The organism is Ensifer sp. ENS06 (genome assembly GCF_014852205.1).
In the GTDB taxonomy this organism is placed as follows: Bacteria; Pseudomonadota; Alphaproteobacteria; order Rhizobiales; family Rhizobiaceae; genus Ensifer; species Ensifer adhaerens.
Map to the genome: position 1 here is coordinate 1,656,437 of NZ_JACVBC010000001.1, position 13,197 is coordinate 1,669,633.

A 13,197-nucleotide genomic window follows, 5' to 3' on the forward strand; every position below is an offset into this window, starting at 1 on the left:
TTGTCATCGTCGAGCGGTCCCCGAACCGCCGCCGGCCCAGGGATCATTCTCCACACACTAAGATCTGGAAAGACGCGCCTTAAGCGGGCGCGAACGCAAACGTCCCGATGACGGGCACGTGGTCCGAAGGCTTCTCCCAGGCGCGGACATGCTTGTCGATGGATGTTGACACCAGCCGATCGGTCGCCTCCGGCGACAGCATCAGATGGTCGATGCGGATGCCGAAATTTTTCGGCCAGCAGCCGGCCTGATAATCCCAGAACGTATAGAGCGGCACAGTGTCCGACGTCGCGCGCACAGCGTCGGTGAAGCCGAGGTTGCGCAGCCGGCGAAATGCCTCGCGCGTTTCCGGCAGGAAGAGGGCATCGTTCTGCCAGACCTTGATATCCCAGCAGTCGTGTTCCTCGGGGATGACGTTGTAGTCGCCGGCAAGGATGAAGGGTTCCTCGAGCAACAGGCGCTGCTTCGCATAGGCCTCAAGCCGGCGCATCCAGGCGAGTTTGTAGGGATACTTCTCGCTGTCGACGGGGTTTCCGTTCGGAAGGTAGAGCGAGCAGACGCGGATCGCGCCGCCTTCGACCGAGAAGACACCTTCGATGAAACGTGACTGTTCGTCCGTATCGTCACCAGGCAGGCCGCGATTGACCTCGTCCGGCCGCAGCTTGGAAAGCAGCGCGACGCCATTGAAGCCCTTCTGGCCGTGTGTTTCGACATGATAGCCAAGCGCCTCGATCTCGAGGCGTGGAAAGCCGTCGTCGACCGATTTGATCTCCTGCAGGCAGACGATATCCGGTCCGCTTTCCTTCAGCCAGGCCAGCAGGCTGTCGATTCGCGCCTTGACGCCATTGATGTTCCAGGTGGCAATCTTCATGGCTCGAAACGCCCTTTCCATGTCGGTTAAGTCCTTGGCGGGGTCATTTCTAGCCGCTCCGGATTCTTTTGACAAATCCGTTACCTGCGGGTTTTCAACCGCGCGCCCGAGCAGCACCGACGCTTCCCATCAGGAGCCAGCGGTCGATACGGTATACGCTGCAGGCGTCGAATTGATTCCGCCCGTTGGCGGGCTATAGTCCCGCCCATGATCGATCTCGTGCAGAATTATTGGCCGCATATCCTGGCGCTTTTGTCCTTCGCGCTGGGCATTCCTGCGGCCATTCATGCCGCGATGACGAAGGACGACGTGCGCGCCGCGGCCGGCTGGGTCGGTGTCGTCCTGCTTTCGCCGATCGTCGGCGCGCTGATCTATGCCGTTGCCGGAATCAACCGTATCCGGCGCTCCTCGATCGGCTCGCAACGCGCTCTGTTGCGCGGGCAGGGGCCGGATCAGTTCGGCCGCTTCGACATTTCGGATGCCGACATATCGGTGCAGTTCGGAGAACGATTTGCGGCGATGAAGATCCTCGGCGACCGCGTTTCACGCCATCGTATGTGCACGGGCAACCGTATTTCGGTGCTCGCCGGCGGCGATGCCGTCTATGCCGCGATGTTGGAAGCGATCGCCGGCGCCCGGCGCTCGATCCTGCTCGAAAGCTATATCTTCGATCGCGACGTCATCGGCCTGCGCTTTGCCGACGCCCTGATCGCGGCGGTGGCGCGGGGTGTCGAGGTGCGGGTGCTGATTGACGCCGTAGGCGCGCGCTACTCGGTGCCGAGCATTGTCGGTCATCTGGAGGCGGCGGGCGTTCCGACGGCGGTTTTCAACGGCAACATCATCATGGGGTTACGGCTGCCCTATGCCAACCTGCGCACGCACCGCAAGATCCTCGTGGTCGACGGTCAGGTTGCCTTTGCCGGCGGCATGAACATCCGGGTGGGCTTCACCAGCGAGATCGCCGGTCAGGCGCCGGCACAGGATACGCATTTCCGCATGGCCGGACCGGTGGTCGCCGATATCTTCCAGGTCTCGTCCGAAGATTGGCAATTCTCAAGTGGCGAGGTTCTGGCGGGCCCCGCATGGGCGATCGAAGAGGCACCGCTGCCGGCGGATGGGCCGTCGGTACTGATGCGCGCCGTGCCATCCGGACCTGACGCCACCAATGAGACCAATCACAAGATGCTCATGGGGGCGTTTTCGGTCGCGCAGAAGAATATCCGCGTGATGTCACCCTATTTCCTGCCGGACCGCGAACTGATCAGCGCGCTCGTCACCGCCGCGCGCCGCGGCGTCGAGGTGGATATCATCGTTCCCGCAGTCAACAATCTGCTGCTGGTCGACAGGGCGATGACTGCGCAGTTCGATCAGGTGCTGAAGGGCCATTGTCGTGTCTGGCGGGCGAAGGGCGCCTTCAACCACTCCAAGCTTTTGACCGTGGACGAGCGTTGGGCCTATGTCGGGTCTACCAATCTCGACCCGCGCTCCCTGCGCCTCAACTTCGAATTCGACTTGGAGGTTCTCGACCGTGGTGTCGCCGAGGCGATTAATGGCACGATCTCCGACATTCTCGCATCAGCCGAGCCGGTCACGCTCGAAAGGCTGCGCAAAAAGTCGTTCGCGGATCGATTGGCGAACCGCATTCTCTGGCTCGGATCGCCCTATCTCTGACGCAAACGGCTCCGTTCGTTGTTGAAACGGAGCCGGCTAAGAGAGACGTGGGGCGCTGGCGTCAGATGGAAAAACTCGTTCCGCATCCGCAGCTTGCAACCGCGTTCGGATTCTTGATCTGAAACGACTGGCCGAGCAGGTTGTCGACGAAGTCGATTTCCGAGCCGCCCATATAGACGAGCGACAGGCTGTCGATCAGGACCTTGGCTTCGTTCTTTTCCAGCACCAGGTCGTCGTCATTGCTGCTGTCGACCAGGTCGAACTTGTAGGAGAAGCCCGAACAGCCGCCGCCCTCGACGGACACTCGCATGGCGTTGTTGTGGCTGTCGGAACGCAGGATCGTGGCGATCCGCTTCGCTGCAGCGTCCGAGAGGGTCACGGTTTCATGCGTCATATCTGCCTCCTGCCGGGGTCAAGAACCGGAGAGAATTGCCCTGTGTTAAAGCATGCGATCTGGTCGGTTTCGGGGCCTCTTTCAAGACCCGCGGCCAAGCCGTTGCTTCCGCTTGCGGAATCGGTCGATCTTGCATCACGCGTTTCCGTAGCTTTCACTATAGGTATGAAGGCTTGAATGTCCCGTCAATGGGACGACGAATTAGGTGGAAGATGACATTCGACAAAAATGCGCTCGGCTTCGGTTATGGTGAACATGCGCCGTTCGCGTCGAATCCCTGGATGACGCGCGGCAGGCTCTTTCCCGAAGCGACGAGCGCGACGCGCTCCGATTTTCAGCGCGACCGCGACCGCATCGTGCACACCACGGCGTTTCGCCGCCTGAAGCACAAGACGCAGGTCTTCATTGCCGCTGACGGCGATCACTACCGCACCCGTCTTACGCACACGATCGAGGTGGCGCAGATCGCCCGGGCTCTGGCGCGCGCGCTCAAGCTCGACGAAGATCTGGCCGAAGGCGTCGCTCTCGTGCATGATTTCGGCCACACGCCCTTTGGCCATACGGGCGAGGATGCCCTTCACGAGATGCTGAAGCCCTATGGCGGCTTCGATCACAATGCCCAGTCGCTGCGCATCGTCACCAAGCTCGAGCGGCGCTACGCCGAGTTCGACGGGTTGAACCTGACCTGGGAGAGCCTGGAAGGCCTGGTCAAGCACAACGGGCCGTTGCTGACCGCGGACGGTGAGGGCACGCGAGGGCCTGTGCCGCAGCCGATCCTCGACTATTGCGCGCTGCATGATCTGGAACTGGCGAGTTTTGCGAGCCTCGAAGCGCAGGTCGCGGCCATTGCTGACGATATCGCCTACAACACCCATGATATCGATGACGGTCTGCGGGCTGGCTATCTCACCTTCGAAATGCTCGAAGACGTGCCGTTTCTCGCGCGCCTGATGCGCGAGGTCCATGACCGTTATCCCGGTCTTGAAAGAAGCCGCTTCACGCATGAGATCATGCGGCGTCAGATTACCGCGATGGTCGAGGACGTGATCGGCGTCGCGCAGCAACGGATCGGCGAGATACGGCCGCAAAGTGCTGTCGATGTGCGCCAGGCCGGCACCGTGATGGCGACCTTCTCTGAGGAGATGGGCGAGACGGACAAGCAGATCAAGCGCTTGCTGATGACCCGGATCTACCGGCACCCGGAAGTCATGCGCGTGCGCGAAAATGCAGCCTCGATCGTCTGCGATCTCTATCATGCCTTCATGGACGACCCGCAGCTGATGCGTGAGCACTATTGGATCGACCAGATTGCCGGCATGGCGGAGCCGGCGCGGGCGCGGCACGTCGGCGACTACCTCGCCGGCATGACCGACACTTTTGCGATCAGCGTGCACAAGCGCTTGTTTGACCATACGCCCGATTTGCGCTAGGGACCCCCCGCCCGGAGGCTTGCGGTTCGGCCGAACCGAGCCTCCTTTTTGAGTTTTGCGCCGGTCACTTGTGGTCGGGAAAAGCGGACGGATCAGATGAATCTCTTCACGGACTTCGAATCAAGAATTAAGGACATTCTCGAAACGCTTGAAAGCGTTCGAGAAAAGCGATCCGAGCTTGACTTCGGCCGTGTCAATGTCGAGCCGCCACGTGATCCGAGCCATGGTGATGTTGCGACCAATGCTGCGATGGTGCTGGCAAAGCCGCTCGGCATGAATCCTCGCGCGCTTGCCGAACTCATCGTCGAGAAGCTCAAGCAGGATCCGGAAGTCACCGACGTCTCCGTCGCCGGTCCGGGCTTCATCAACGTCCGCCTTTCCGTTTCCTACTGGCAGAAGCTGCTGTCGGGCATGGCGCGTGCGGGCGTCGACTACGGCCGTAGCGCTGTCGGTGGCGGCCGCAAGGTCAACGTCGAATACGTATCGGCCAACCCGACCGGCCCGATGCATGTCGGCCATTGCCGCGGAGCCGTTGTCGGCGACGCGCTGGCCAACCTTTTGGCCTTCTCCGGCTATGAGGTCACGAAGGAATACTACATCAACGATGCGGGGTCGCAGATCGACGTTCTCGCGCGGTCCGCATTCCTGCGTTATCGCCAAGCGCTGGGCGAAGAGATCGGCGAGATCCCGCCGGGCCTTTATCCGGGCGACTATCTCGTGCCGGTCGGCGAGGCGCTCGCCGACGAATTCGGCACGAGCCTCAGGCTGATGCCTGAAGACAAGTGGATGCCGCTCGTCAAGGACCGGACGATCGACGCGATGATGGCGATGATCCGCGAGGATCTCGCGGCGCTGAACGTCAATCACGACGTCTTCTTCTCCGAGCGCACGCTGCACGCGAACGGTGCTGCCGCCATCCGCACGGCGATCAACGACCTGACCTTCAAGGGCCACGTCTACAAGGGCACCCTGCCGCCGCCGAAGGGCCAGCTGCCGGAAGATTGGGAAGACCGCGAGCAGACCCTGTTCCGTTCGACCGAGGTCGGCGACGATATCGACCGGCCGCTGATCAAGTCGGACGGCAGCTATACCTACTTCGCCGCCGACGTTGCCTACTTCAAGGACAAGTTCGACCGCGGTTTCGACGAGATGATCTATGTGCTCGGTGCCGACCATGGCGGCTACGTCAAGCGCTTGGAAGCGCTGGCGCGCGCGGTCTCCGGCGGTTCGTCGAAGCTTACGGTTCTGTTGTGCCAGCTGGTCAAGCTCTTCCGCGACGGCGAGCCGGTGAAGATGTCGAAGCGCTCCGGTGACTTCGTCACGCTGCGCGACGTCGTCGATGAAGTCGGCCGCGATCCGGTTCGTTTCATGATGATCTATCGGAAGAACTCGGAACCGCTCGACTTCGATTTTGCTAAAGTAACAGAACAGTCGAAGGATAACCCGGTCTTCTACGTGCAGTATGCGCATGCGCGCTGCCGCTCGGTCTTCCGCCAGGCTGCGGACGCGTTCCCGGATCTGAACCTCGAATCGGTCGATCTCGCCAGTGCCGTTCTGGGCCAGATCACGGATCCGACGGAGCTCCAGCTCGTCGCCAAGCTCGCAGAATATCCGCGAGTCATCGAGGCTGCGGCACTGGCTCAGGAGCCGCATCGCATCGCGTTTTACCTGTATGATCTTGCTGCCGCCTTCCACGCACATTGGAACAAAGGTAAAGAGAATCCGGAATTACGTTTTGTTAACGATAAAAATAGAGAATTAAGTACTGCCAGACTCGGGCTGGTGCATGCTGTCGCTTCGGTATTGAAATCCGGCCTGTCTATTACAGGCACCTCCGCACCGGAGGAAATGCGATAAGTATTGTCACCATTTTCCCACAATGCACTGGCACAGCGATACAGGCAATTGTGAGTGGAGAGCATGGCAGACAAACAATTCGCACGAAGCGGGCCGGCTGAATTCGATGTATTGGCAGACGATGATCCGTTGGCCGAACTCGCCCGGATCGTCGGTTACGATGCCCGGCCGGCCGTCCAACAGTTGCAGGAACTGCAGCGACACCAGGAGGCGGTGCGTCAAGACCCCGCCTTCGATCTCGAAGACGAACTGCTTCGCGCGTTCGACAGCTACGACGCGCCGCGGTCCGCGCCGCAGCCGGCTCCAATCCAGCCTGCTCCGATCGAAGAGCCCAGGTTCGAGCCGGTAGCCGAACACGTCGTCGTTCACGAAGAGCCGGTGGCGGAGCCCGTCGCCGAGCTTGAAGAGCCGGTGTTCCTCCAGCCCGAACGCGTCGACGCGGCGCCAGCCCACGTCGCTGACGAGGACTATGCCGAGGTTCAGGCCTTCTCCGTGGCGCCGCAGGCCAAAGCCGGTAACGCCGAGGCCGTTGTCGACGAGCCGGCGTTCGACCTTGAGCGCGAACTCGAGTTGTCGCTTGGCGAAGCCGATCTGTTGTCGGACGACGTTGCCGAGGTTACGGCGCACGTCGAGCCGCAGGATATCGATCCGCGTGACCAGTTCGTCGATGCGTGGCAGGCGCCGGCCGTCGAAGCCGCTTCGGTCTGGGCCGAGCCGGCTCCGGTTGCGGATGCATTTTCGGCCTATGAACAGCCGCGCGAAATTGAGCCTTCCTATCAGGAAGACGTGGTGGCAGCTCAGGCAGTCGTTGAGCAGGATGCTGGCCGCGACGATCTTCTGGCGGACATCGAGCGGTTCCCGGTTCCGCCGGTCTCAGCGATGGTTGCCGCTGCGGTCCAGTCGCATCCGGCTCTGCATGTGGAAACACAGCCCGTCGTGGCGCCGGTGGTCACGCCAGCGGCTGCCACTGCCGCTCCGATAAAGAAGAGCCCTTATCCCTTTACGCCCACCTTTAGCCGGGCGACGCCGGTTGCGTCCGCCTCGGGCGCCAGCCAGCAGCGTGCCTTTGCCGGCCCGTTGGTAACGTCGGTCGCAGCACCGGTCGCCGCTGTTGCTGCGCCGGTTGCGGCAGTGGCTGCTGCCCCCGTTCAGGTCGCGGAACCCGCGGTCGAGGTGGCCAAGCCAGTCGAGCAGCCGGATCACGAGCCGAGCTTCGACATCGAGAACTTCGAAATTGAGCTCTCCGACGAGGCACTGAAGCTCGACTTCGCAGACGTCACCGTAGATGAGCCGGTCGTAGCTGCCGTCGTGCCGCAAGCACCGGTGCGACCGGTCGCGCAGGCGGCCGTTCCGCCGCGCGAGCCGGAGCGGTTCGTCGAGTCTTACGTCGCTCCCGCGCCGGTCGAGCGCCAGGAAGCACAGCCCGAGAGCACGCTGCCCTTCGATCCGTCGATGATTGCCGAAGCCGAGAACGGCGTCGCCCCGATCGCGGATATGGACGTGCCGCAGCTGCCGGTTATCGAGACCGAGAAGCCGGTCGCTTATCCGGCCGACTACGATCTCGACATCGACGCGGAAATGGCCCAGCTCTTCGGAACGCCGGCTCCGGTCAAGGAAAGCCGTCCGGCTGCCGTCGAAAAGGTGGAGCCGGCCCGTCCGGCACCGGCCGCTGCCGCTGCGCCGGCCTTCGGTCAGGGTTCGCTTGACGATTTCGACGAGTTTGAAAAGGCGATGGAAGAAGATTTCCGCCGCTCGATCGTCGAGCGTCCGGCGGTTGCCCGCGATGCCGAACGGCTTTCAGCGGCGCAGACCCAGCAGGATGCCGGCGAATACCGCGAATATGGCACCGGCCGTCGCTCGCAGCGCACGATGCTGCTGGCAGCAAGCGTTGCCGGCGTCATCATCCTTGGTGGCGCTGCCGTCTACGCCTGGATGGGCGGTAGCGGCGCGGTCAGCTCGGCCGAAGGCCCGAAGATCATTCTTGCCGACAAGGCCCCGGTCAAGGTCGTGCCCGAGGAAAAGGGCGGCAAGACCGTGCCGAACCAGGACAAGGCGGTTTATGACCGCGTTGCCGGTGCTCAGGCTGGTGCCCCGCAGCAGGAAGCCCTGGTGTCTTCGACCGAGGAGCCGATGGATGTCGTCCAGAGGACGCTGACGCCGGAGACCCTGCCGCTCGAAGGCAGCAACGAGGCCGAAACTCTGCAGACGGCATTGCCCAACGAAGAGGACGGCGATCGCCTGCTGCCGGATGGTGCCAACGGCGAGACCGCTGCCCAGGAAGAAGACAAGACGCCGGCCGTCGCACCGAGGAAGGTGCGCACGATGATCGTCAAGCCGGATGGAACGCTGGTTGCTCGCGAAGAGCCGGTTGCAGCACCGGCGACCGATGTCGCCGGCACGACCCAGCCGCTGCCCGCAACACCTTCGAACGAAGTCGCTGCTGCAGGGCAGGCTGCGGCCAACACCGACCAGGTTGCGCTTGCCGCAACGGGTAACGCCAACATCGAACAGGTTCCGGTGCGCAGCGTCACGACGACGGCTTCTGCCGGTGGCGACAAGGCGCCGACGCCGCAGACCCGTCCGGCCGCACAGCCTGCCGAAAACGCCCGTCCGGCGGAAGAGCAGGCCGCTCTCCCGGCTGAGACCCAGCCCGCGCAGCAGGTTGCCACGGCATCGGTTCCGGCCGGTGGCTACTTCATCCAGGTCGCATCTCTGCCGTCGGAAGCCGAGGCGCAGAAGTCCTACAACAGCCTTTCGAGCAAGTTCGGAAGCGTCATCGGCGGCCGCGGCGTCGACATCCGCAAGGCGGAGATCGCCGGCAAGGGTACCTACTACCGCGTCCGCATCCCGGCCGGTTCGAAGGACGAGGCCAATGCCCTTTGCTCCAAGTACAAGGGCGCTGGCGGAAGCTGCCTGGTTACCAAGTAAACGGGCATCATGATCGAGTTGACGAAGGGCGCGGCCGAGGAGGCCGCGCCCTTCGCGTTTTCGGGCTTCCGATTGCCCCATGACCTTGTGCATGAGTGGGGGGGCGCTGTCTTTGTGGCTTCGCGCCGGGCAGCCCACGCTCTATGCTTTTGGGATGAGCGAATCAAAAGCATTTATCTCCGGCTGCAAGGGCCTTTTCCTCACGAGCGACGAGCGCGATTTCTTTGCAGGAGAACGCCCCTGGGGCTTCATCCTCTTCGGTCGCAACATTGGCGAGGAGCAGCAGATCTCGGATCTGGTGGCAGCCCTTCGCGACAGCATCGGCAATCCCAATGCGCCCGTGCTCATCGACCAGGAAGGCGGACGCGTTCAACGCATCCGCCCACCGCTCGTTCAGCAGTATCCGAATGGCGCGGCGATCGGCGAAATCTACCGCCGCGACGCGGAGCTCGGTCTGCGCGCCGCCTGGCTGATGGGACGCCTGCACGCCTTTGACCTGATGCGCTTCGGCATCACCGTCGATTGCCTGCCTGTGCTCGACGTGCCCGTGCCCGGCAGCCACGACGTCATCGGCAATCGCGCCTATGGGCACGATCCCGAGACCGTCACGGCTATCGGCCGTGCGATGGGCGAGGGGCTGAAGGCCGGCGGCATGCTGCCTGTAATGAAGCATATGCCGGGCCACGGACGCACCTTCGTCGACTCGCACCACAACCTGCCTGTCGTCAGCGCCACATTCGATGAGCTTGCCGCGAGCGACTTCCTGCCCTTCGTTGCGATGAAGGACGAGGTGATGGCGATGTCGGCGCACATGGTGTTCACCACGATCGACCCGGACAATCCGGCGACCACCTCTGCGAAGGTCGTGCGCGAGATCATTCGCGGCCATATCGGTTTCGACGGCCTGCTGATGTCGGATGACGTGTCAATGAACGCGCTTGCCGGCGACATGACGACCCGCGCGCGCAACATCATTGCTGCGGGACTTGATCTCGTCTTGCATTGTCATGGCATAATGGAGGAAATGAAGGCCGTCGCGGATGTCGTGCCGGTTCTGGCCGGCGAAAGCTTGCGCCGGGCGCGGGCCGCCGAAGCCGCGTTCCGGGCGCCTGACGGTGCGAGCGAAGTCGATCTGCGGGCGGAGTTCAATGCCCTGTTTGCAACCGTCTGAGGCAAACAGAGGCTGACGGCAAACAGGGACTGAAGGAAAGGATCGGGCTGCCAGTGAGCAATGCGGGCGAAAGACAAGGCAAGCCTGCGTCGAAGGCGCCGTTGGAGCCCTTGTGGCAGGATGAGACTGCCGAGCGCGGACTGCATGAGGAAGCGCTGGTGGTCGACATCGCCGGCTTCGAAGGTCCGCTCGACCTGCTGCTGCATCTCGCCCGAAGCCAACGCGTCGACCTTTCGCGCATTTCCGTCCTGGCGCTCGCCGAACAGTACATCGCCTTTATCGAACGCGCGCGCAGCATCCGCATCGAGCTTGCGGCCGATTACCTCGTCATGGCGGCGTGGCTCGCCTATCTGAAGTCGCGGCTGCTGATCCCGCAGCAGGCGAAGGATGACGGTCCTACCGGCGAGGAGATGGCCTCGGCGCTGGCCTTCCGGCTCAAGCGGCTGGAAGCGATGCGCGAGGCGGCGACGCGGCTCATCAACCGAAACCGGCTCGGCCGGGACGTTTTCGTCCGAGGCGCACCGGAGCATATCGTCACCGAGAGGAAATCCGGTTTCGACGCTTCGCTCTACGATCTGCTGAGCGCCTATGCGGGCCTGCGCCAACGACAGGCGATCACCCAGGTGACAATCGAGAAGCGCCACGTCTGGTCGCTGTCCGATGCGCGGCTGATCCTGGCCCGCATGATCGGTGGTCTCGACGACTGGACTGCGCTCGATCATTTTCTCGTGCGCTACATGACGACGCCGAAGGAGAGAGCGACGGCAATCGCCAGCTCCTTTGCCGCGTCGCTCGAAATGGTTCGCGAGGGCCGCCTGGAGATCCGCCAAGAGGAGGCCTTCGCGCCGATCTATCTCCGGCGCGGACCAAATCCGATCGATGCGGAGACTCTCGCCGAGATGGAGGCAGCCCGTGGCTGAAGCCCAGAAGTACCTGCCTGGCGTTCCCGACGAGGAGGACGAGATCGAAACGGCATCCCTCGACCCCCGGCTGGAGCAGGAAGCCGAGCGGATCGCCGAAGCCCTGGTGTTCGCTTCGGCGCAGCCGGTGTCCGAGGCCTATATCGAGAGCCGGTTGCCGCGTGGCGCCGATGTCCGCACGATCATGCTGCGGCTTAAAGCCGTTTACGCGATGCGGGGCGTCAACCTCGTTCAGGTGGCCGACCATTGGGCCTTCCGCACGGCCGCCGATCTCTCTTTCGTCGTTCAGACCGACGAACAGGAGGTCCGCAAGCTTTCAAGGGCAGCCCTCGAGGTTCTGTCGATCATCGCCTACCATCAGCCGGTTACGCGCGCCGAGATCGAGGATATCCGCGGCGTGCAGACCTCGAAGGGTACGCTCGACGTGTTGATGGAGGCGGGCTGGGTCCGGTTCCGCGGGCGCCGGCGCACACCGGGGCGTCCGGTGACCTTCGGTACGACGCGCGACTTCCTCGATCACTTCGGGCTTGAGGAACTGCGCGACCTGCCGGGCATCGAGGAATTGAAGGGCGCCGGGCTGCTCTCCGGCCGTGTGCCTTCGAACCTCAACATCCCCGTTCCGACCGGCGACGACGAACTGGCCGAGAACGAGGATCCGATCACCCAGCTCGACCTGGAGGAACTGGGGCTCTTGACACCGAAGGGCGAAGAAGCCGATTAGAAAAACCTGATTATAGATATCGGCTTTCCATGGCGTCGGGGCTCGCTGACCCTGCGCCACTGGTGTCAAGGAATGCAAGAGCATGGTTTCAGATCCGCAGGACGCTCCCGTCATGACCACGCGACGGACAGCGGGCGTCTCCTTCGCGGCGAGCCTGACCTTCGAAGATATTCACCACAGCTATCACGCCAAGGAAACGATCAAGGGCGTCAGCCTGGCGGCAAAGGCCGGCGAGGTCCTTTGCCTGCTCGGGCCTTCGGGATCCGGCAAGACGACCCTGCTGCGCATCGCCGCGGGTATCGAGAGGCAGAGCGCTGGGCGTCTGATGCTCAATGGCCAGGAAATTTCCGGCCCCTCTGTCTTCCTGCCGCCGGAAAAGCGTGGCGTCGGGCTGATGTTTCAGGACTTTGCGCTTTTCCCGCACATGACGATCCGCGACAATGTCCGTTTCGGTCTGACGGCGATCCCCAAGAAGGAAGGTCTGATCCAGGCGGATGCGGCGCTCGAGCGTGTCGGCCTGTCGCACTATGCCGATCTGTATCCGCACGTGCTTTCCGGCGGCGAGCAGCAGCGCGTAGCGCTTGCCCGCGCGCTCGCGCCGCGCCCGGCGGTGCTGCTCATGGACGAGCCATTTTCCGGCCTCGACTCGCGCCTGAAGGATTCGATCCGTGCCGATACGCTGGCGATCCTCAGGGAAACGCGGGCAACGGCTATCGTCGTCACGCATGACGCCGAAGAGGCGATGCGCATGGCGGATCGCATCGCGCTCCTGAAGGACGGGCGCCTCGTTCAGGTCGGAACGGCCGACGAACTCTACCGCGAGCCGAGGGATCTTTTTGCCGCCGGCTTCTTCTCGGAGATCAACGTCTTCGATGCGCAGGTTCGTGACGGCCGCGTCGAAACGCCGGTCGGAAGCGTTGCAGCCGGCCCCCATCCGGAAGGTAAGCGCCTCTCGGTGGCTGTCAGGTTGTCTGGAGTGCGCGTCGGCGAAGAGGATGGCGACATTCCCGCCCGCATTCTCTCCCGTCGCTTCATCGGCGTGGTCGAGCTTCTGGAGCTCGCTGTGCCGCGTTGTGAAGAGGTGGTTCGGGCGCGCATCAGGGCGGACCGATTGCCGCATGGATTGCGTGATGTAATGCTTTCAGTTAACGAGCGGGATATATTACTGTTTGAAAAAAGCAGTTCGGCATCTTAGGTTCTGTCACAACGAGACGCGTGCTTGAGGCACGCCTGA

The 13,197-nt window shown here is 62.9% G+C and carries 10 protein-coding genes; 8 read left to right on the top strand and 2 right to left on the bottom strand.

What is annotated here, in order from left to right; translation table 11 throughout:
* Positions 1 to 79: 79 nt before the first annotated feature.
* On the bottom strand, positions 80 to 871 hold the full coding sequence (xth, locus tag IB279_RS08220; protein WP_113186975.1) for an exodeoxyribonuclease III: 792 nt from the start codon (positions 869 to 871) through the stop codon (positions 80 to 82).
* Positions 872 to 1,078: 207 nt separating this feature from the next.
* Here xth and IB279_RS08225 point away from each other — a divergent pair, with 207 nt between their 5' ends.
* Positions 1,079 to 2,542, top strand: coding sequence for a phosphatidylserine/phosphatidylglycerophosphate/cardiolipin synthase family protein (locus IB279_RS08225; RefSeq protein WP_113186976.1), 1,464 nt, complete (start codon positions 1,079 to 1,081; stop codon positions 2,540 to 2,542).
* Between the two features lie 61 nt (positions 2,543 to 2,603).
* Here IB279_RS08225 and erpA read toward each other — a convergent pair whose 3' ends face one another.
* Positions 2,604 to 2,936, bottom strand: coding sequence for an iron-sulfur cluster insertion protein ErpA (gene erpA / locus IB279_RS08230; RefSeq protein ID WP_034796669.1), 333 nt, complete (start codon positions 2,934 to 2,936; stop codon positions 2,604 to 2,606).
* Positions 2,937 to 3,148: 212 nt separating this feature from the next.
* On the opposite strand from erpA, the gene IB279_RS08235 reads away from it, so the two are divergent.
* The 7 genes from IB279_RS08235 to IB279_RS08265 all read left to right on the top strand — a co-directional run bounded on the left by IB279_RS08235 (position 3,149) and on the right by IB279_RS08265 (position 13,158).
* Positions 3,149 to 4,366: a deoxyguanosinetriphosphate triphosphohydrolase gene (locus IB279_RS08235; protein ID WP_089044629.1), complete on the top strand. Its 1,218-nt coding sequence runs from the start codon at positions 3,149 to 3,151 to the stop codon at positions 4,364 to 4,366.
* 96 nt (positions 4,367 to 4,462) lie between these two features.
* Positions 4,463 to 6,223 carry an arginine--tRNA ligase gene (gene argS, locus IB279_RS08240; protein WP_034796661.1) on the top strand — a complete coding sequence of 587 codons (1,761 nt, stop codon included), beginning with the start codon at positions 4,463 to 4,465 and terminating at the stop codon, positions 6,221 to 6,223.
* Between the two features lie 63 nt (positions 6,224 to 6,286).
* Positions 6,287 to 9,151, top strand: coding sequence for an SPOR domain-containing protein (locus IB279_RS08245; protein ID WP_192339138.1), 2,865 nt, complete (start codon positions 6,287 to 6,289; stop codon positions 9,149 to 9,151).
* Positions 9,152 to 9,305: 154 nt separating this feature from the next.
* Positions 9,306 to 10,322 (top strand): beta-N-acetylhexosaminidase, encoded by a 1,017-nt coding sequence (gene nagZ / locus IB279_RS08250; protein WP_113186978.1) that lies wholly within the window; start codon positions 9,306 to 9,308, stop codon positions 10,320 to 10,322.
* A 53-nt stretch (positions 10,323 to 10,375) separates the two neighbouring features.
* Entirely contained in the window at positions 10,376 to 11,242 is an 867-nt protein-coding gene (locus IB279_RS08255; protein WP_034796647.1) for a ScpA family protein, read from the top strand.
* The gene (scpB, locus tag IB279_RS08260) at positions 11,235 to 11,963 is read left to right on the top strand and encodes an SMC-Scp complex subunit ScpB (RefSeq protein WP_113186979.1); all 729 of its coding nucleotides are present in this window, start codon (positions 11,235 to 11,237) and stop codon (positions 11,961 to 11,963) included. The genes IB279_RS08255 and scpB overlap by 8 nt, the downstream gene beginning before the upstream one ends.
* An 82-nt stretch (positions 11,964 to 12,045) precedes the next feature.
* Entirely contained in the window at positions 12,046 to 13,158 is a 1,113-nt protein-coding gene (locus tag IB279_RS08265) for an ABC transporter ATP-binding protein (protein WP_060516987.1), read from the top strand.
* Positions 13,159 to 13,197: the final 39 nt, after the last annotated feature.

Bases quoted from the DNA above. Each gene is read 5' to 3' on its own strand.
- xth (WP_113186975.1), bottom strand. From the start codon at position 871: ATGAAGATTGCCACCTGGAACATCAATGGCGTCAAGGCGCGAATCGAC.
- IB279_RS08225 (WP_113186976.1), top strand. From the start codon at position 1,079: ATGATCGATCTCGTGCAGAATTATTGGCCGCATATCCTGGCGCTTTTG.
- erpA (WP_034796669.1), bottom strand. From the start codon at position 2,936: ATGACGCATGAAACCGTGACCCTCTCGGACGCTGCAGCGAAGCGGATC.
- IB279_RS08235 (WP_089044629.1), top strand. From the start codon at position 3,149: ATGACATTCGACAAAAATGCGCTCGGCTTCGGTTATGGTGAACATGCG.
- argS (WP_034796661.1), top strand. From the start codon at position 4,463: ATGAATCTCTTCACGGACTTCGAATCAAGAATTAAGGACATTCTCGAA.
- IB279_RS08245 (WP_192339138.1), top strand. From the start codon at position 6,287: ATGGCAGACAAACAATTCGCACGAAGCGGGCCGGCTGAATTCGATGTA.
- nagZ (WP_113186978.1), top strand. From the start codon at position 9,306: ATGAGCGAATCAAAAGCATTTATCTCCGGCTGCAAGGGCCTTTTCCTC.
- IB279_RS08265 (WP_060516987.1), top strand. From the start codon at position 12,046: ATGGTTTCAGATCCGCAGGACGCTCCCGTCATGACCACGCGACGGACA.